18 protein-coding genes are annotated in these 18,676 nt (G+C 68.1%); 7 read left to right on the top strand and 11 right to left on the bottom strand.

From position 1 onward, the window contains the following. The first annotated feature begins 48 nt into the window (after positions 1-48). A complete protein-coding gene (locus tag ACPXB3_RS19890; RefSeq protein WP_425706260.1) occupies positions 49-1,014 on the top strand; it encodes a DUF2993 domain-containing protein in 966 nt (321 codons plus the stop codon). A 9-nt stretch (positions 1,015-1,023) separates the two neighbouring features. On the opposite strand, the gene ACPXB3_RS19885 is transcribed toward ACPXB3_RS19890, so the two are convergent. Continuing rightward, positions 1,024-1,353: a hypothetical protein gene (locus tag ACPXB3_RS19885; RefSeq protein ID WP_425729238.1), complete on the bottom strand. Its 330-nt coding sequence runs from the start codon at positions 1,351-1,353 to the stop codon at positions 1,024-1,026. Between the two features lie 33 nt (positions 1,354-1,386). On the opposite strand from ACPXB3_RS19885, the gene ACPXB3_RS19880 reads away from it, so the two are divergent. The 3 genes from ACPXB3_RS19880 (at position 1,387) to ACPXB3_RS19870 (ending at position 3,450) form a co-directional block, all read left to right on the top strand. Continuing rightward, the gene (locus ACPXB3_RS19880) at positions 1,387-2,226 is read left to right on the top strand and encodes a sulfurtransferase (RefSeq protein ID WP_425706262.1); all 840 of its coding nucleotides are present in this window, start codon (positions 1,387-1,389) and stop codon (positions 2,224-2,226) included. 2 nt (positions 2,227-2,228) lie between these two features. Continuing rightward, entirely contained in the window at positions 2,229-2,534 is a 306-nt protein-coding gene (locus tag ACPXB3_RS19875; RefSeq protein ID WP_425729236.1) for a DUF1416 domain-containing protein, read from the top strand. Between the two features lie 244 nt (positions 2,535-2,778). Beyond that, on the top strand, positions 2,779-3,450 hold the full coding sequence (locus ACPXB3_RS19870) for an FABP family protein (RefSeq protein WP_425729234.1): 672 nt from the start codon (positions 2,779-2,781) through the stop codon (positions 3,448-3,450). A gap of 33 nt (positions 3,451-3,483) precedes the next feature. Here ACPXB3_RS19870 and ACPXB3_RS19865 read toward each other — a convergent pair whose 3' ends face one another. The 7 genes from ACPXB3_RS19865 to ACPXB3_RS19835 form a co-directional block, all read right to left on the bottom strand. Continuing rightward, entirely contained in the window at positions 3,484-4,257 is a 774-nt protein-coding gene (locus ACPXB3_RS19865; protein ID WP_425729232.1) for a hypothetical protein, read from the bottom strand. A 91-nt stretch (positions 4,258-4,348) separates the two neighbouring features. Beyond that, positions 4,349-5,137, bottom strand: a complete 789-nt coding sequence (locus ACPXB3_RS19860) for a hypothetical protein (protein ID WP_425729230.1) — start codon at positions 5,135-5,137, stop codon at positions 4,349-4,351. 390 nt (positions 5,138-5,527) lie between these two features. Continuing rightward, positions 5,528-7,246, bottom strand: a complete 1,719-nt coding sequence (gene cydC / locus ACPXB3_RS19855) for a thiol reductant ABC exporter subunit CydC (RefSeq protein WP_425729254.1) — start codon at positions 7,244-7,246, stop codon at positions 5,528-5,530. A gap of 10 nt (positions 7,247-7,256) precedes the next feature. Further along, positions 7,257-8,936 carry a thiol reductant ABC exporter subunit CydD gene (gene cydD / locus ACPXB3_RS19850; RefSeq protein ID WP_425729252.1) on the bottom strand — a complete coding sequence of 560 codons (1,680 nt, stop codon included), beginning with the start codon at positions 8,934-8,936 and terminating at the stop codon, positions 7,257-7,259. An 8-nt stretch (positions 8,937-8,944) separates the two neighbouring features. Beyond that, positions 8,945-10,024, bottom strand: coding sequence for a cytochrome d ubiquinol oxidase subunit II (gene cydB, locus ACPXB3_RS19845; protein WP_425729228.1), 1,080 nt, complete (start codon positions 10,022-10,024; stop codon positions 8,945-8,947). Positions 10,025-10,035: 11 nt separating this feature from the next. Then, a complete protein-coding gene (locus tag ACPXB3_RS19840; protein ID WP_425729226.1) occupies positions 10,036-11,637 on the bottom strand; it encodes a cytochrome ubiquinol oxidase subunit I in 1,602 nt (533 codons plus the stop codon). 209 nt (positions 11,638-11,846) lie between these two features. Further along, positions 11,847-12,737, bottom strand: coding sequence for an aminodeoxychorismate lyase (locus tag ACPXB3_RS19835; protein WP_425729215.1), 891 nt, complete (start codon positions 12,735-12,737; stop codon positions 11,847-11,849). Positions 12,738-12,835: 98 nt separating this feature from the next. On the opposite strand from ACPXB3_RS19835, the gene ACPXB3_RS19830 reads away from it, so the two are divergent. From ACPXB3_RS19830 to ACPXB3_RS19820, 3 genes are all read left to right on the top strand, one after another. Further along, a complete protein-coding gene (locus ACPXB3_RS19830; RefSeq protein WP_425729211.1) occupies positions 12,836-14,053 on the top strand; it encodes a YgfZ/GcvT domain-containing protein in 1,218 nt (405 codons plus the stop codon). 17 nt (positions 14,054-14,070) lie between these two features. After that, complete coding sequence (locus ACPXB3_RS19825; protein ID WP_425729209.1) at positions 14,071-14,745, top strand: MOSC domain-containing protein; 675 nt, start codon at positions 14,071-14,073, stop codon at positions 14,743-14,745. A 170-nt stretch (positions 14,746-14,915) separates the two neighbouring features. Beyond that, positions 14,916-15,092 carry a DUF3073 domain-containing protein gene (locus ACPXB3_RS19820; RefSeq protein WP_425706272.1) on the top strand — a complete coding sequence of 59 codons (177 nt, stop codon included), beginning with the start codon at positions 14,916-14,918 and terminating at the stop codon, positions 15,090-15,092. 189 nt (positions 15,093-15,281) lie between these two features. Here the strand turns inward: ACPXB3_RS19820 and purM are convergent, their stop codons facing one another. From purM to ACPXB3_RS19805, 3 genes are all read right to left on the bottom strand, one after another. Beyond that, the gene (gene purM, locus ACPXB3_RS19815; protein WP_425706316.1) at positions 15,282-16,337 is read right to left on the bottom strand and encodes a phosphoribosylformylglycinamidine cyclo-ligase; all 1,056 of its coding nucleotides are present in this window, start codon (positions 16,335-16,337) and stop codon (positions 15,282-15,284) included. 71 nt (positions 16,338-16,408) lie between these two features. Beyond that, positions 16,409-17,992, bottom strand: coding sequence for an amidophosphoribosyltransferase (gene purF, locus ACPXB3_RS19810; protein ID WP_425729207.1), 1,584 nt, complete (start codon positions 17,990-17,992; stop codon positions 16,409-16,411). Between the two features lie 213 nt (positions 17,993-18,205). Beyond that, the gene (locus ACPXB3_RS19805; protein WP_425706274.1) at positions 18,206-18,607 is read right to left on the bottom strand and encodes a sterol carrier family protein; all 402 of its coding nucleotides are present in this window, start codon (positions 18,605-18,607) and stop codon (positions 18,206-18,208) included. Positions 18,608-18,676: the final 69 nt, after the last annotated feature.

The following is an 18,676-nucleotide window of genomic DNA, read 5'->3' as shown; positions in this document are numbered from 1 at the left end:
TTACTCCGCCTTACCAACATGTGCGCGACAGATGACAGAATAGCCGCAATGTCACGCTCGACTGTTAACAAGGCAGACTCGGAGGGCGTGACCTCGGACGCAGCACCCCACATACGCTCCCGCTTCGCGCTCCGCCGGGCCGCCCTGGTGGCCGTGGGGATCGTGGTCGTCGTGTGTGTCCTCGGGATCGTTGCCGACGTGGTCGCCGCGAGCCGCAGCGAACACCGCCTCTCGGCGTCGCTCGCAAGCGCGCCCGGCATCACCTATCCGCCCGAGGTGACCCTCGGCGGCTTTCCCTTCATCACCCACGCCTCGTCGGGCGCCTTCGGTGCGGCCACGATCACCGCGCGCGGGGTACCGATCAACGGTTGCTCCTACCCGGCCATGGGCGACTGCTTCGCCGAACTCGGGGCATCGCTGGGCTCCTTCACCGTCCCCGACGGCTTCCGCATCAGCCCCACCGACACCCTGCGGACGACGTCGGTCACCGCATACACGCTACTCAACTCGGTGAATCTGGGTCGGATGCTCGGCATCGTGGACCTCACCGTCAACACCCCGGCGACGCCCGACCGCGTGGGTGGCGGCGGTCCGCAGTTCGGCAACCTCGAACGCACCTCCGGCGTCGTGCTCACCGGCACGGTCGCGCTGCCGCCCGACTCCGCGCCACCGACCGGCCGGGGTCCCGCGCCCGAGCGCGCGCCGTCGGCCTCGGCCTACCCCGGCCCCCGGACCAAGGTGAGCGTCACCGTCGACCTGTCGGTGCGCGCGGGCCGGCTGCATCTGCAGGCCACCGGCTTCTACACCGGACCCGAAAAGCACGTCAGCTCACCGGCACTCGACGGCAACGACAAGCAGTCCCTGCGCAACGCCGTCCTGGCCCGATTCACCACCACGTTGCCCCCGCTGCCCATGCCGTGGGACCTCCCGGCCACCGGCGCCCACAGTTCGGGCAGCGACGTGCTGCTGACCGCCGAGTCCGGGCAGCGTGACCTGCAGCCCGAGCGTTTCTGACCGCACCGATCACAACCCCTGCACGCCGGGGACGCGCTTGTGGTCGACGGCGATCGCTGTTGTACCCTCGTGGGCATGCAACAGCGCCGTGAGTTGATGCTCACCCGCCGCCGGGCGATCGACTTCTGTCGCGTCGCCGACTGTTGCTGTCGCCAGACGATGTGATCGTCCCGCCGCGCGGGCACGTTCACCCGATGCCGGTCCCAGGTGCAGGCGCATCTCCCATGACGGCGCCGCCCGCCGCGTCTGCTCCCGTCCGTCATCATCTGCCGAAGTCATCGCATATTCGACGCCGACGCCTTCATCGCTGTTTCGATCTACACCGTTTTCCATCTCCACAAGCCGATACCCACATCTACGGGAGGAATACCCATGGCACGTTCCGACGTCCTGGTCAGCGCTGATTGGGCTGAGCAGAACCTGCACACCGACAAGGTCGTCTTCGTCGAGGTCGACGAGGACACCAGCGCCTACGACGGCGGCCACATCGAGGGCGCGGTCAAGCTCGACTGGAAGACCGACCTGCAGGATCCGGTCCGCCGCGACTTCGTCGATCGCGAGCAGTTCTCCAAGCTGCTCTCCGAGCGCGGCATCGCCAATGACGACACCGTCGTTCTCTACGGCGGCAACAACAACTGGTTCGCCGCCTACGCCTACTGGTACTTCAAGCTGTACGGCCACCAGGACGTGAAGCTGCTCGACGGTGGCCGCAAGAAGTGGGAGCTCGACGGCCGGCCGCTCTCGACCGAGACCGTGAGCCGCCCGGCCACCGAATACAAGGCCGCCGACCCGGACAACTCGATCCGCGCCTTCCGCGACGAGATCGTCGACGCCATCGGCGTCAAGAACCTCGTCGACGTGCGCAGCCCGGACGAGTTCTCGGGCAAGATCCTCGCGCCGGCCCACCTGCCGCAGGAGCAGAGCCAGCGTCCCGGCCACATCCCCAGCGCCATCAACGTGCCGTGGAGCAAGGCCGCCAACGAGGACGGCACCTTCAAGAGCGACGCGGACCTCGCCGAGCTCTACAAGGAGGCCGGCCTCGACGGCGACAAGGAGACCATCGCCTACTGCCGCATCGGCGAGCGTTCCAGCCACACCTGGTTCGTTCTGCAGGAGCTGCTGGGCCACAACAACGTCAAGAACTACGACGGCAGCTGGACCGAATACGGCTCACTCGTCGGTGTTCCGGTCGAATTGGGAGAAGGTAAGTAATCATGTGCGCTGCACCCAAACAAGGACAGAAGCTGCCCGCGGGCGTCGACGTCGAGAAGGAGACCGTCCTGACCGGACAGGTCACCGACAACTCCGGTAGCCCGGTCGCCGGTGCTTTCGTCCGGCTGCTCGACAACACCGGCGAGTTCACGGCCGAGGTCGTCGCCAGCCCGACCGGCGACTTCCGCTTCTTCGCCGCGCCCGGCACGTGGACGCTGCGTGCGCTGAGCTCGGTCGGCAACGGCGACGTCACCGTCAGCCCCGACGGACCGGGCGTGCACACGCACGACATCACCGTCAGCAAGTAGTTCCCCCTGCACGGCCCGAGGGCCCGGCCACCCACGCGGTGGCCGGGCCCTCGTGCTCGTGCCGGGGTGTCTTTCGTCGGGCGTGATCCGTGCGTCACTCGGCAGGTCCGGCGACGTCCGGGTACATGTCGGGGGGTAAACTCCGACGCGTGGTCCTCTTCTTCGAAATCCTGCTGGGTCTTGCCTCGCTGTTGATCGTGTGGTTCGCGCTGTACGTCATCTACCGCCTGGTCAACGACGAATCGTGACCCTGCCACCCGACGGGCAACCCGACGCCGATGGCGTATCGGTGCCGCTGCGTTCGGGCGACGAGGCGATCTCCGAGGCCGAGTCCAGAGCAGCCGAGTCCGGCAGTCGCGAACGCAACACCCCGTCATGGGACGATCTGCCGTTGCCCGCCGACACGGCCAACCTGCGCCTCGGCGCCGACCTCCATCCGGGCCTGCTGGCATTGCTGCCGATGGTCGGGGTGTGGCGCGGCGAGGGCGAGGGCCACGATCCGGTCAGCGGCGCCGACTACCACTTCGCCCAGCAGATCGTCGTCAGCCATGACGGCCAGAACTTCCTCAACTGGGAAGCGCGTTCCTGGGTCATCGACGAAGACGGCACCTACCTCCGCCCCGATCAGCGGGAGTCCGGTTTCTGGCGCATCGGCGACGACGACGCCATCGAACTGCTCCTGGCGCACGCCGAGGGTTCGATCGAGTTGTACTACGGCCGCCCGCTCAACCAGACGTCCTGGAACCTCACCACCGACGTCGTCATCCGCACCGAATCCGGCAAGCACACCGGCGGCGCCAAGCGTCTGTACGGGGTCGTGCCCGACGGTGACCTCGCCTACGTCGAAGAGCGAGTCGACGCCGAGGGCGACCTCACCCCACGACTCTCGGCCAAGCTGCGTCGGTACGTCGGCTGAGCTGCCGATCTCGAACGTTGCGGCCCCCGCCCCTCACACCGAAGGCGGTGCGTAGCCGGGCTGTGCGTAACCGGGCTGGGGGTAGACAGGTTCGGGGTAGGCGGGCTGTGTGTACGCGGGGACCGGCACCGGGGCCTTGCCGCCCCAGATGATTCCACCGATCGCCAGCAGCACGACCGCGACGCCGAGCACGACGTTCAGGATCGCCGACGGTCCGGCCGAGAACGTGTAGTGGGCATCGACGTACTGCGACGACCGATCGTCGAAGGTGGCGACCACCAGCGACGGATCGACGACCGCCGCCGTCGCAACGCCCGCACCGATGATCCCGAACACCATGTTCACCACCGCGAACCCGCGCCGGGCGACGTTGCACAGGATGAGGATCGACGACAGCAGCGTCGGGAACAGGATGAGCAGGGGCAGCAGCACACCCGGGAAGATGACCGCCTCGGCGCCGCCGATGAGCGGCAGCCCCTCACCCTGCGACGTCCAGTGGCCCCAACCGCTGAAGGTGGAGTCACCCGCACCGATGCGGGTCACCGTCGCGAAGGTGAGGAAGCCGAAAAGCATGATCAGCAACCACGCGAGCATCGTGCACGCAGCGAACGTCCTTGTCAGCGCAACGTGTCGCAGCGGCGGCTTCGGGGCCGGCACGTACGGTGCGGCACCGTAGGCACCGGGCATCCCGTAGCCGCCCGGGTACCCGACGCCACCCCACGGCTGCCCGGCCGGCGGAACCCCCTGTGGGAGGGGGTACTGCTGCTGCGGATACGGATTCGGATAAGGGGTCCCCGGTTCGGTCACCGCGCATACGCTACCGGCAATCCCTCCGGCCCACCCGGAGGGCCGATCAGTATGACGTTTTGCCCGGATTCCGGAGGAAACGTCATACACATCAGCGGCGTACGTGGATGACGTCGACGACGACCGGCCGCCCGGCTTCCCGAGCCGCCTGCACGTAGTGGATACCCGCTCCCGCCGGGATCGGAATCGATTCCCCGGGAAGCGCGACGACGAGGTCGAAGGCGCCGCCGAGTCCGGTCATCAACACGGCGATGCGCCGCTCCCCGCGATTGTGCACCACGGCCATTCCGTGGACGCTCTCGCAGAAGACACCTGCGTCTGCGGCGCTGCGCGGACCGCGGGCGCTGCGGGAGCCTGCCCCCGAGGGGTTCACGCCGGATCGGCTCACCTCGCTCGTCGGCGCGGGCGAGTAGGGCGTCCAGAACTCGTCGGCACCCGGCATCTGCGACCAGTCGACCTCGTCGGCTCGCGGTGGATGCACGAGGACGCACGGCTCGCCGTCGTCGACGATCTGCCCGACGACGACCGGCCGTCCACCGCGGCGCTCGCCCTGCAGGATGTGGAACTCGTTGTCCGGCAATGCCGCCGACGTTCCGCTCGGCAACATCGTGAATCGCGCGCCCGATGTTCCGGCGAACCCGGGAATCGAGAGCACCGCCAGATCGCGGCCTCCGCGATTGTGCAGGGTCAGGTGCGAATCCGCACGCCGCGGCGTCAGCGAATAGCACAACCCGCCCGCATAGCCGGCGAGCCAGTTGCCTGCGCCGTCGTCGGTCCAGTCGCAGTCGCCCGGAGACAGGAACCGGGACGGCCGGGCGAGCGGTACGTCGAATTCGCGGGTGGCCACTGCGGTGAGAGTGGTGCTCACGCGGCTGTTCATGATGGCTCCTGTGTCCGTGTGCTGATGCCTGGTATCAGTCCACGTCGTCAGCACCGCCGGAACACGAGTAGCGCACTACCTGAACGTTGCCTGAGTAGGACGCACACGAAGCGGGTAGAAACGGGGCCGCACATGAAGCGACCCCCGCACCGCCCGAGTGCTCGGGCCGGTCGACCGGACCAGGTCGGGTGCGGGGGTCGGGTGACCAACTGGTATTCGCCGATACGGTGGATCGATCAGTGGATATCAGATGGATCTCCGCGTCAGCGGATGGTCACCTCACATGTCCGTTTGCCAATCAACTTCGGACCACCTCCTTCCGTGTGTACCGACGAAACTACGCCGCGTTCCGAAGTCCGGCAACGCAATTTCCGACCGCCCTGCCGACTCTCACGCCGGGCCCGCGCCGAGGTCGACGACCGAGGTGGACCGGGGCGGATGCGCTGGCAATTGGTGGGTGACGACCACGACGGTGCGGTCGGGACCGAAGAGCCCCGACGACGGGTCGAGTAGCCGGTCGAGGAGCCGGGCCGCGTCGGCGGCATCGAGGTGTTCGGTCGGCTCGTCGAGCAGGACGACCGGTGCGCGATGCACCAGTGCACGCGCGAGCAGCACGCGGCGGCGCTGCCCGCCGCTGAGTGCTTCCGAACCACCGGTGAGCTCGGTGTCGAGTCCCGCCGGTAGTTCGGCCACCCAATCGGACAGGCCCACCGCGGACAGCGACGCGGTCATCTCCTCGAGCGTCACGTCGCCGCGGGCCACCCGCAGATTCTCCGCCAGCGAGGTGGAGAAGATGTGCGCTTCCTCGGCGAAATAGCAGGTCGCAGCGCGCACATCGATCCCGGCACCATCCTCGTCGACGGTGGTCACCCGGCCGCTGCGCGCGTCGAGCAGCCCCGCCATCGTCAGCAGCAACGTCGACTTGCCGATTCCGCTGGGTCCGACGACGGCCAGCCGGGAGCCCGGTGGCAACGTCTGGGTCAGACCGGCGTCCGGGCCGAGCACCGCACTCTCCGGCCACCCCCAGCGCAGCGCGTCGAGCCGCAGCGTCGCCGCACCGGGATGGACCACGACGTCGTCGATCGCCGAATCGGCAATCACCTTGTCCGACATCGGTTCCCGGCCGGAACGTGCGGCGTCGACGAGCGCCATCACCCGCGCTGCGCTCTGCCGACTGCGTTCGAGCGCGATGCCCGCCTCGGTCAGCGGCGCCGTCGACTCGAATGACGACAGCGGCAACAGGATCAGCACGCCGAGCACCATCGGGGTCAGCAGCCCGGAGCTACTCGACACGTCCGCGAGCGAACCACCGACGTCGGATGCCAGCCCGATCCCGATCAGAGCGGCGGCGACGAGTGACGCCCCCATCGACAACGGGGTGGCCGCGGCGGCCAGGGCCTGCACACGTTCACCGCGGTCGGCGGCGGCGATCGCATCGGCATCGGCGCGCCGGGCCTCCGCCAGCACGCTGCCACGTCGCCCGGCGACAACCAGTTCGGGTGCATGCCACAATGCGGTGGTGGTGGCCTCCGCGGACCGGTTGCCTGCCGCGGCACCATCGGTGATGGCCCGCTCGGATCCCCGCGCCGCCAGCCACGGGGCCACGACCCCGGAAACGATCAACGCGATCGCGAGCACGAGAGCTGCCCAACCCGACACCGTCGCCATGATCGCCACCGCCGCCACCGACGTGGTCAATCCGACCCCGATCGGCACGAATCCGCGGATCAACGCGTTCCCGATCTCGTCGACGTCGTCACCGGTCCGGGTCAGCAGATCCCCGCGGCGCAGCGTCACCGAATAGGCCGGCGAGCCCGACGCCAGGGCCACATACACACGTTCCCGTGCACTCGCCATCGCGCCGAGCGCGAGGTCGTGGGTGGCCAGCCGCTCCAAGTATCGGAACAGTCCGCGCGAGATACCCAGTGCCCGAACGGCAGTGATCGCCACCGACAGATACAGCACCGGCGGCATCTGCCAGGCCCGAGTGATCAGCCACGCCGAGAGCGCCGCGAGTCCGAGCGCCGAGAGCGCCCCGGCCACCCCGAGCAGCAGTGACTGCAGCAGTGGCCGGGTGCGCAGTCCGAGGAAACCCAGCGCGCGAATCAGTGGGTCGGGTTCAGCGGACACCGGCCACCTCCGGTAGCTCGATCACCCGGTCGGCGTACGCGCGGGCCACCGCGCGGTGTGCGACGACGACGACGGTATCGCCGGCGTGCGCGCGGTCCGCCAGTGCGGAGAGCACCGACGCCTCGCTCGCCGCGTCGAGATGTGCGGTCGGCTCGTCGAGCAACAACAGCGGCGACGGCGACGCCAGCACGCGCGTGAGCGCGAGCCGCTGCCGCTGCCCCGCCGACAGGCCCACTCCCCCGCCGCCGAGCACCGTGGCGCTGCCATCGGGAAGTGACGCGAGCACTGCGTCGAAACCCGTTGCCGCCGAAGCACGCGCGAGCGCCTCCGAATCCAGCGCACCGAACACGGCGAGATTGTCGGCGACGGTGCCGGGCACCACAACCGGCTGTTGCGGCAGCCACGCCACCTGCTCGTGGTAGGCGGCCGGATCGAGTTCGGCCACCGAGATCGAGCCGACGAGCACCGACCCCTCGTCCGGGGCGACGAGCCCGAGGATCGCGGCGATGGCGGTCGACTTGCCCGACCCGTTGGGTCCGGTGAGCACAGTCAGCGCAGCCGGGTCAGCAGTCGCCGACAACTCGTACGGCGCCCAGCCGTCCCGCCCGTGGACACCCACGTCGAGTAGTCGGATCGGTTCGCCGGCCACGGTGCAGGTGCGCGACCGTGCGCCCGCCGTCGGGCCCGTGCCGGTTTCGATGAGATCGATGACCTCGGCGGCGGCGGCCATCCCATCGGTGGAATTGTGGAACTGCGCGCCGACCTGACGCAACGGCAAATAGGCCTCCGGCGCCAGGATGAGCGCGAGAATGCCTGCGTACAAGGACATCTCGCCGGTCACCAGGCGCAGGCCGATGCCGACGGCGACCAGCGCCACACTGATGGTCGCCAGGAATTCCAGCACCCCACCCGAGAGGAACGCCACCCGTAGCGACGACATCGAACTCCGCCGGTGCGCCTGCCCCAGGTCGGCGACCTGCCGTGCGGGTGCGCGTGCGCGATTGAGCGCGCGCAGCGTCGGCAACCCCGCCACCAGGTCGAGCAGCTGTGCACTCAGCCGGCTCAACGTCGCGAGTTTGCGCTGCGTGCGTTCGCGCGTCATCTTGCCGATGAGGATCATGAACAGCGGGATCAGGGGCAGCGTGATCACGATGATCACCGCCGACGGCCAGTCGGTGACGGCGACGACGGCGAGCACCGTCGGGGTGACCAGCACCGTCACGATCAGGGCGGGCAAATATCCGGATAGGTACGGACCCAGTGCGCCGAGCCCGCGTAGCAGCACCGTCGTCGCATGTTCGCGGCGACGCACCAACTCGCGCGGCGGCGTCCGGTCGGGGTCGGTGAGGGCGTCGAGCGCCTGGGCGCGCAGTTCGGCGATCGCCGACGCCGATGCCCGGTGCGCATACCGATCGTGTCCGAACGACGCGATCACCCGAACCACCAACACGCCCAGCAGTATCCACAGGTGTCCCGACTGCGCGGCCAGGCTGCGTCGCGACGGATCGGTGACGAGCTCGGAGAGTACCGAGGCCGTCATCGCCGCGATGACGATCACCGCGACGGTGGTCACCGCGGCGAGTATCGCGGTCACCACCACGTAACGCCGGGTGACGCGTGAGTACCGCAGCAGCCGGGGATCGATCGGCGGGCCGGCCCGGCGCGTCACGCCGGCGGCTACTGCCACGCCTTCAGCGACGACAGTCCCGCAGGCATCGGGATCTGTTCGATGCTGATCCGCTTGCGGAACACCCAGTAGGTCCAGGCCTGATACGCGATGACCACCGGCGTCATGATGACCGCGGCGATGGTCATGACGGTCAGGGTGTAACTACTGGACGAGGTGTTCGCGATGGTCAGGTTGTATGCCGAATCCGTGCTCGACGGAAGGACATTCGGGAACAACACCGCGAACAAGGTGGATACGGTGGCGGCGATCGCGATGCAGTTCGCCACGAACGCGAGGCCCTCCCGCTGCATCTGGGTCGCCACCACCATCACGACCGCGGCGACGGCGGCGATCACCACCGGAATCCAGGTCCACGCGTTGCCGTAGGCGAATTGCGTCCACAGCAGGAACGCCGCGGCGACCACCAGCGTCGGGATCGCGAGGACCTTGGCGTATCGCATCGCGTCCTGCTGGATCACGCCGGCGGTCTTGAGCCCCAGGAACACTGCGCCGTGGGTCAAGAACGCCAGCAAGGTGGTCGCTCCACCGAGCAGCGCGTAGGGAGTGAGCAGATTGAAAAAGCCGCCCGTGTATTGGTGTTGCGCATCGATCGGCAGACCGCGCACCACATTGGCGAAGGCCACACCCCACAGGATCGCGGGAATCCACGACCCCAGACCGATACCCACGTCGCACCACGTCCGCCAGCGCACCGTGTTGATCTTGCTGCGCCATTCGATGGCGACGACGCGCACGATCAGCCCGACCAGGATGAGGTACAGCGGCAGGTAGAAAGCACTGAACATCGTTGCGTACCAACCACCGAACGCCGCGAACAGCGCACCGCCCGCGGTGATCAGCCACACCTCGTTGCCGTCCCACACGGGGCCGATCGTGTTGAGCAGCACGCGCCGACGCTTGTCGGGGTCGGCGGCGTCGTCCTGCGGCGAGACCGACTCGTCGCCGCCGGTGTGGCTCGCGCCGAGGAACGGCATGAGCATCCCGACGCCGAAGTCGAAGCCCTCGAGGACGAAGTAGCCCACGAAGAGGAAGGCGACGACGATGAACCAGAAGTTTTCCAGAGCCATGTGTCCACTCCTCAGTACGCGAACGAAAGCTGCTTGGGCTCATCGGAATCGGAGTCGTCGGACTCCACCTCCGGAGCTATGTGGTCGTAGCCGGACGGACCCTCGATGCAATACCGTCGTTGCAGCAGGAACCAGATCACGCCGAGTCCGCCATAGATCAGGGTGAAGCCGATCAGGCTGACCCACAGGATGGGCGGGGTGTGGTTGGAGACACCGTTCTGCACCAGCATGTGTATCCGGAGCGGGTCCAGGTTGTCCTCCCAGTTGGGCGCGACCACCCACGGCTGCCGGCCCATCTCGGTGAAGATCCAGCCGGATGCATTGGCCAGGAACGGCGTCGGGATCAGCCACAGGGCCAACAGGCCCAGGCGTCTGGATTCGACCACCCGCTTGCGTCTGGTCAGCCACAGTCCGCCGAAGGCCACGACGACCGAGCCCAGCGCCCAGGTGATCATGGCGCGGAAGCCCCAGTAGGTGACGAACAGATTGGGGGCGAAGTTCTGGCCCGGCATGTTCAGGGCTTCCTGGTACTGCTTCTGCAGCTGGTTCACGCCCTGCAGCGTCTCACCGAACCGGTGCGACGCCAGGAAGGAGAGCATGCCGGGGATCTCGACGAGGTGATCGATGTGGTCGCAATTGTTCTGCCGGCCGATCGACAGGACCGAGAACCCGGCATTGGTCGCGGTGTCGCACAACGATTCCGCCGAGGCCATCTTCATCGGCTGCTGTTTGAACATGATCTCCGCCTGGACGTCCCCAGTGATCAGCAGCAGTACGCCGGACACGATCGTCACCCAGCACGCGAACCGGGTCACCGGTCGCCAGAGCCGGTGCGCATCGCGCTCGAGATCCTCCGGGGTGGCGTCGATCTGGCTGGGTGAGGTGGTTTTCGGCAGGCCCGAATCGATACGGTCGGCCGGCTCGGCACCCGGCTCCTGCGTCCCGACGTTGTCGATGACCTCGCGCAATTTCTTGGCGCGCCACATGTTTCGCGACATCCACCAGATACCGATCCCGGCGACGAAGGTTCCCGCGGTCAGCCAGGAACCGGCGATCACATGCGGGAAGGCCGCGAGTGTCGTGTTGTTGGTGATGACCGCCCAGAAGTCGTTCATGGCCGGGCGGTTGCGCGTCTCGTCCCATCTGACGCCGACCGGGTGCTGCATGAACGAATTGGCGGCGATGATGAAGTACGCCGAGGCGGTGACGCCGATCGCGACCAGCCAGATGGTGGCCAGGTGGACCCGGCGCGGGAGTCGCGACCAGCCGAAGATCCACAAACCCAGGAACGTCGACTCGAGGAAGAAGGCGACGAGCCCCTCGAGCGCGAGCGGGGCGCCGAACACGTCGGCGACGTAGCGGCTGTATTCGCTCCAGTTCATCCCGAACTGGAACTCCTGGACGATGCCGGTGGCGACGCCCAGCGCGAAGTTGATGAGGAACAGCTTCCCGAAGAATTTGGTGGCGCGTAGCCACTGCTCGTTACCGGTCCGGTGCCAGACGGTCTGCATGATCGCGATCATCGGGGCCAGGCCGATGGTCAGCGGCACGAAAAGGAAGTGATAGACGGTGGTGATACCGAACTGCCACCGGGACAAATCCAGAGCGTTCAACGTCGCCTCGAATCGTGGACGTACCCGGACGCGGGCACGGGCTGGGCCGAAACATGGCTACTACGGAATGTAGTAACCATATCGACGACGCTACCCGCGTTCACTGACGCGAACAAGCGACAAAAGTCCCGTCACCGGGGCTTTCGGGTGTGGTCCGGCTCTCCCCTGCCGAGACGGGCGACGCCCGCCATCCCGGCGGCGGAGATCCGTTACGGCCGGTCGGCCGACACCGCCCGGTCGACCAGCTCGACGAACTCCCCCGCCGACTCCGATGCGGTGAGCGGGTGGCCGTTGAGCGCGGTCACCCGTGCCGCGAGGGTGACGCTGCTGACCAGCCATACCGAATCCGCCTCCAGCAGGTCGGCGGGACGCAGCATGCGGGTCTCGGTGTCCCATCCCTCCTCGGCGGCCAGCGCGAACGTCGCCACCTGGGTGGTACCGGGCAGAATCCCGATCTCGACGGGCGGGGTGACGAGCGTCTTCCCCATCACCGCGACCACCGTCGAACGCGGTCCCTCGAGCACCGCACCCTCACTGCTGGTGTAGATGACGTCGTCGTAGCCGTTGTCGGCGGCATGACGCAGCGCGGCCATGTTGCTCGCGTAGCTCAACGTCTTGGCGCCCAGCAGCTGCCACGGGGCATCACCGGCGACGTCGATCGAATATCCCCGGTCGAGGGTCACCACCGACACCCCCTTCGAGCGAGCCGCGGCAGCACGGTCGGCGACCGCGCCGACCGTCAGGAAGGCCGTCGGCCCGCCCGCCGCCTCCGTCCCAGCCGGCGCACTTTCTCGTCCCCGCGAATACACAAGGCGCAGTAGACCTTCGGCCGACTCGCCGGCCCGCTCGACCCATGCCTCGGTCGCGACCTCGATCGCGAAACGCCACTCGTCGGCGTCGGGCTCGGGCAGTTCGAGCATCGCGGCACTACGGGCCAGACGCTGCAGATGCAACGAGACACAGCGCGCCCAGCCGTCGCGGATCAGCAAGGTCTCGAAGATGCCGTCGCCGCGCACCACGGCGAGATCATCGGCACACAAGAAGGGGGCGTCTGGGTCGAGGACGGTCCCGTCGAGGGACACCAGGATGGACTGCGGCATGACGCCACTTTAAGACGTGAACCGCCGCGCAGCGCGGCGTGCAACGGAGGTGTCGCGGCAGCCCCCTGGGATGCGGTGCGCCCGCGTAGACTCGCCGTGTGAGTCGCTCACCCATCCTGACCAGGTATTCCGGCGAAGGCGCGGTTGTCGCCCCGGCGACCGACACGTCTGAGCCGACCGCCACCGGCCTCGGTACCGAATCATCATCGGTGGCCTGGCATTACGGCGATCCGCTCGGTGAGCAGCGGGCCGCCACCCGCGGCGCCGTCCTCGTCGACCGCAGCGACCGTGCGGTCATCGAACTGTCCGGCCCCGAACGCCTCACCTGGCTGAACACGATCTGCTCCCAACAGGTCGCCGGCCTGCCCGACCGGTCGAGCGCCGAGTCGTTGTCCCTCGACGCCAACGGCCGTGTCGAAGATCATTTCGTCCTCACCGACCTCGACGAGGTCACCTGGATCGACACCGAGGGCGCCCGCGGCGACGCCCTCGCGGGTTTTCTCACGAAGATGGTGTTCTGGGCCAAGGTGACCCCCGCGGCACGACCCGACCTCAAGGTTCTGACGCTGATCGGTCCCGACGTCCTGCACGGGCCGATCGCCGACCTCATCGAGATCGACCCCGCCGCCGTCCCCTATCAGGCCGGCGACCTGCCCGAATCGCACCACGAGGAAGAGCCGCTGGGCTTCTGGCGGATGATGCCGCCACTGTCCGAGGGTCCGCACAGCGACGCCGCGTTGCCGGTGGTCGATCTCGTGGTGCCCGAGTCGCTGCTGCTGCGATGGACCGAGCAACTCGTCGAGGCCGGTGCCCGCCTGGCCGGCAGCTGGGCGTTCGACGCGCTACGCGTCGCGGCGACGCGCCCGCGGGTGGGCGTCGACACCGACGACCGCACGATTCCCCAGGAGGCGCGCTGGATCGGCGGGCCCGAGATGTTCGGGGCCGTCCACCTCGACAAGGGCTGCTACCGCGGCCAGGAGACGGTGGCGCGGGTGCACAATCTCGGCAAGGCGCCGCGGCAACTGGTGCTACTGCACCTCGACGGCAGTTCCGATCTCCGCCCGGCACCGGGTACCCCCATCACCGCCGGTGGCCGCACCGTCGGGCGTGTCGGGACGGCCATCGACCACTTCGACCTCGGCCCGATCGCGTTGGGCCTCGTCAAGCGTGGGGTCGACGCCGACACCGAGCTCCTCATCGCCGGCGATGCCGACGAGGGTCCGGTCGCCGCGCGCATCGATCCGGACTCGGTGGACTCCGACGACCGCGTTCAGGCCGGCCGTGCCGCCATCGACCGCCTGCGTGGGCGTGCGTGAGGCGACCGGACGAGTCGATGAGCGATCTGGGCAGAATCCTCGCCGTCTGCTCGGTGCACGCCGACGTCGACCTCGGTAAGGCCGGCATCAGTGCCATCGACAAGCGCCCACAGACCGGGCGGGTGCGGGTCGGTGAGCTCGGATTGGTCACCGACCACGTATGTGACACCACCCACCACGGCGGTCACGATCAGGCCGTCTACGCCTACGACGAGCGCGAGGCGCGCCGATGGTCCGACGAACTCGGCCGCGAGCTGCCGTTCGGGTGGTTCGGTGAGAATCTGCGCGTCGACGGGCTCGCCGTCACCGACGCACTGGTCGGCGAACGTTGGCAGATCGGGCCGCCCGCCGATTCCGGCGACGGCCGTGCCCCCGGCGGCCTCGTCCTGGAAACCACGATTCCGCGCACCCCATGCCGGACGTTCGGCGCCTGGGCCGGCGAGCCGCAATGGGTCAAACGCTTCATGCAGGCCGGCGATGTGGGCGCCTATCTCCGGGTGCTCACACCCGGCACTGTCGGCGCGGGCGACCAGATCCGCGTCATCCACCGCCCCGTGCACGGCGTCACCGTTCGCGACCTGCTGACCGGCACCGATGCGCGGCTGCTGCGTGCCCTGCTGGCCGCCGACGACCTCCCGGGGAAAGTCCGCCGCGAGGCGAGCCGGCACCTGGTCCGCGCCGCCGAGGTCTGAGATCGAGGGCGGCCGAACAGCGTCCACAGCACTGCTCGGCGTGCCAACGCCGGGGCGGTCCGCGTAATCGTGAAACGCGCGCTAAACTGGTCCCCACGAGATACTCAACTACCGAGAGAACGGGGCCGCCACCAGTTTGGCCGCCCCGTCATTGTGCGAGGGGGTCCCATATGGGCCGCGGCCGGGCTAAAGCAAAGCAGACGAAGGTTGCTCGTCAGCTGAAGTACTCCACTCCCCAAACCGACTTCGACAGCTTGCAGCGCGAACTGTCCGGGTCGGCGGATCCGGCAGACCGCCCGGATCCGGTGGAGGAGCTGGTCGAAGAGGATGAGTGGCGTCGCGCCTGAGCGCGTACGCATCCACTCTTCGCTGCCGACACCTGACGCCACCGCCCCGGCGTCGTCACGCTTGGCTCCACCAGATCGAGTGCCCGCTCCGGCCGTCGGACGTCCCACCACCGGGCGTCCGGCGGCCGGAGCGTTGGTCGGTCTTCGGCGTCGAATCCGCGTCTTCTGGTGTCGGCTTTCGCCGACGACTCAGAAGCGCGAGTGCTCGCCGACGAGGTGGGCCAGGCCCGCTCCGCCCTTGGCTTCCGGATTGCGCTTGATGGTGCCCAGCACCCAATTGTCGACGTGGCGTGCGGTCAGCACGGCCTGCGCGCGGTCGGTGTCTTCGGGCGCCACCACCGCGACCATTCCGACACCCATGTTGAACGTGCGTTCCATTTCCGACTGCTCGACGCGGCCGCGCTGGCCGATCATCGCGAAAATCGGTGCGGGAGTCCAGGTGTTGCGCTCGAGCTCGGCGACCAGACCGGACGGAATGACGCGCGCCAGGTTCTCGGCGAGCCCGCCCCCGGTGATGTGTGCGAACGTCCGCACGTCGGTCTCGGCGGCCAGTGCGAGACAGTCACGGGCGTAGATGCGGGTGGGTTCGAGCAACTCCTCGCCGAGGGTGCGGCCGAACTCCTCGACATCCCCGCCGAGATCCATGTGACCCCAGTCGAGCAGCACCTTGCGCGCCAGCGAATACCCGTTGGAGTGCAGGCCCGACGAGCCCATCGCGATCACCGAGTCACCAGCCCGGACCTTGTCCGGGGAGAGCACCGCATCGGCCTCGACGACGCCGACGGCGGTCGCCGACAGGTCGTAGTGGTCATCACGCATCAACCCGGGGTGTTCGGCGGTCTCCCCGCCGAGCAACGCGCATCCGGCGATGACGCAACCGTCGGCAATGCCGGAGACGATCTCGGCGATCGTCTCCGGGACGACCTTGCCGATGGCGATGTAATCCTGCAGGAACAGCGGTTCGGCACCACACACGACCAGATCGTCGACACACATGGCGACGAGGTCTTGGCCGACGGTGTCGTGCTTACCCATTTCTTGTGCGACGGCGAGCTTCGTGCCGACACCGTCGCTGGCGGCCGCGAGGACCGGCTCACGGTAATTGCCCTTGAGGGCGAACAGACCCGAGAATCCGCCGAGCCCACCGAGGACCTCCGAGCGGGTGGCGCGTTTGGCGTGCGGCGCGATCAGCTCGACTGCGGCCTCGCCGGCATCGATGCTGACCCCGGCCCCCGCATAGGACATGCCATCGGACGTGGAGTTGATGTTCTCGGCCGGACCCGGTTCGTTCACGGATGACACGCTACCCGAGTGCCTCAGGGGCGCATCACGGCGCTGACGTTGTCATTGGTCGCGGTCAACGGGTCGATGTTGGCGTCCTGAGCGGCATTGGACAGCATCTGTTCGAGCACCGCCTTGCCCATCGACGACTCCTTCGGCAGCTCGATCGGGTAGTAGCCGTCGAAGCACGCCGCACACAGCGCCGACGCCGGCTGGTGCGTCGCCGCGATCATCTGCTCGGTGCTGATGTAGCCAAGGGAATCGGCGCCGATGGCCTGCCGCACCCCCTCGACCATGTGCTCCTCGGATTCCATGCCGTTGGCGATGAGTTCGGCAGGCGAGGCGAAGTCGATGCCGTAGAAACACGGCCACCGCACCGGGCTCGACGCGATGCGCACATGCACCTCGGCTGCACCGGCTTCACGCAGCATGCGGATGAGGGCACGCTGGGTGTTACCGCGAACGATCGAATCATCAACGACGACAAGACGTTTGCCGCGGATCACTTCTTTGAGGGGATTGAGTTTGAGACGGATGCCGAGTTGTCGGATCGTCTGCGAGGGCTGAATGAAGGTGCGTCCCACATAGGCGTTCTTCATCAGTCCCTGGCCGTAGGGAATCCCCGATTCCTGCGCGTAGCCGACCGCGGCGGGGGTCCCCGATTCGGGAACCGGGATCACCAGGTCGCCGATGGCCGGGTGTTCACGGGCCAGCCGACGGCCGATGTCGACGCGGGTGGAATGCACCGACCGGCCGCCGATGACGCTGTCCGGACGGGCGAGATACACATACTCGAAGACGCAGCCGCGGGGCGTGGGCTCGGCGAAGCGGGAACTGCGGACGCCGTCGGCGTCGATGGCCAGCAGCTCACCGGGTTCGATGTCGCGGACGAAGGAGGCGCCGACGATGTCGAGGGCGGCGGTCTCCGAGGCGACCACCCAGCCGCGATCGAGACGGCCCAGACACAGCGGGCGCACCCCATGCGGATCGCGCGCCGCATACAGCGTGTGCTCGTCCATGAAGGTGAGGCAGAACGCACCGCGCAGGGTGGGCAGCAACTCCATCGCCGCCTGTTCGATACTGCTGTCGGCGGCGCCGTGGGCGAGCAGGGCGCCGACCACATCGGAGTCCGACGTCCCCGCAGTGCTGCGGATGCCGACCTCACGCGCCCGGGCGGCCAGTTCGGCGGTGTTGACGAGGTTGCCGTTGTGGCCCAGTGCCACCCCGGTGCCGGCATCGGTGGTGCGGAAGATCGGCTGGGAGTTCTCCCAGGTCGTCGAGCCGGTCGTCGAGTAGCGGCAATGTCCGATGGCGACATGCCCCACCATCGAGGCAAGGGTCTGCTCGTCGAAGACCTGACTGACGAGTCCGAGATCCTTGAACACCAGCACCTGCGATCCGTCGCCGACGGCGATCCCGGCGGCCTCCTGGCCACGATGCTGCAGTGCGTACAAGCCGTAATAGGAAAGCTTCGCGACGTCCTCACCAGGGGCCCACACACCAAAAACGCCGCACTCCTCGCGCGGCTCGCTCTCTGGTTCGTCCATCTGCCCGCCCGCCGGACGCGCATGTGGCGTCGGCGCCAGCAGGTTCTGGCCGGCTATCGACTCTTCGGTCATCGACGAACTCCCTGGGGCTGGGTGCTGTCTGCACATGCGGATCGGTGAAATTCTGATCGGGGAAATCCTGATCGGGGCGGCAACGCCGATGGAGACCTCTCGGAGTCTACCGACCGACACTCCCTCGATGCCAAACCGTGCAGCGACGACACGCCCGGCGATATTCCGCCGGGTGAGCGGCGTCATAACGGCCCGGGGCCCTGCCGGTCGAGGTCACGGCGACCCGGGCGCCACCGGCACCAGCGGCAGCCATCGCGCCACCTCGTCGGCCCGGCTGCCCGACGCGTTCACCGCGCCGGATTCGACGACGTCGGCGAACTCCGCATCGCCGACGACCAGGCGCAGCCACGTACGCGGATCGGTCTCCACGACGTTGGGTGGCGTTCCGCGCGTGTGCCGCGGCCCCTCGATGCATTGGACGGCCACGAACGGCGGCACCCGCACCTCCACCGAGTTGCCGGGTGCGATGTCCTCGAGGGTGCGGGCGGTCAGACGGACCGCGGCCGCGAGCGCCGGCCGCGGCGGAGCGGGCAGCTCCGCGTCGCGCAGCCATCCCGCCACCTCGAGGACCGCTGCGCGGGCCGCGGCCGGATCGATCGGTTTACGTGCAGGCACACAGTCATCATGCACGGTCGTCGCGACGGCGCTCTTCGGCAGACATCCGCCCGACGCGCGGGCAGGATT

Origin of the sequence: Gordonia sp. DT219 (genome assembly GCF_049847065.1) — a bacterium.
In the GTDB taxonomy this organism is placed as follows: Bacteria; Actinomycetota; Actinomycetes; order Mycobacteriales; family Mycobacteriaceae; genus Gordonia.
This window is presented reverse-complemented; position numbering and strand designations above follow the sequence as displayed.

Coding starts and splice junctions, on each gene's coding strand:
- ACPXB3_RS19890 (WP_425706260.1), top strand. CDS start 49: ATGTCACGCTCGACTGTTAACAAGGCAGACTCGGAGGGCGTGACCTCG.
- ACPXB3_RS19880 (WP_425706262.1), top strand. CDS start 1,387: ATGGCACGTTCCGACGTCCTGGTCAGCGCTGATTGGGCTGAGCAGAAC.
- ACPXB3_RS19875 (WP_425729236.1), top strand. CDS start 2,229: ATGTGCGCTGCACCCAAACAAGGACAGAAGCTGCCCGCGGGCGTCGAC.
- ACPXB3_RS19860 (WP_425729230.1), bottom strand. CDS start 5,137: ATGAACAGCCGCGTGAGCACCACTCTCACCGCAGTGGCCACCCGCGAA.
- cydB (WP_425729228.1), bottom strand. CDS start 10,024: ATGGCTCTGGAAAACTTCTGGTTCATCGTCGTCGCCTTCCTCTTCGTG.
- ACPXB3_RS19835 (WP_425729215.1), bottom strand. CDS start 12,737: ATGCCGCAGTCCATCCTGGTGTCCCTCGACGGGACCGTCCTCGACCCA.
- ACPXB3_RS19825 (WP_425729209.1), top strand. CDS start 14,071: ATGAGCGATCTGGGCAGAATCCTCGCCGTCTGCTCGGTGCACGCCGAC.
- ACPXB3_RS19820 (WP_425706272.1), top strand. CDS start 14,916: ATGGGCCGCGGCCGGGCTAAAGCAAAGCAGACGAAGGTTGCTCGTCAG.
- purM (WP_425706316.1), bottom strand. CDS start 16,337: ATGTCCTATGCGGGGGCCGGGGTCAGCATCGATGCCGGCGAGGCCGCA.
- purF (WP_425729207.1), bottom strand. CDS start 17,992: ATGACCGAAGAGTCGATAGCCGGCCAGAACCTGCTGGCGCCGACGCCA.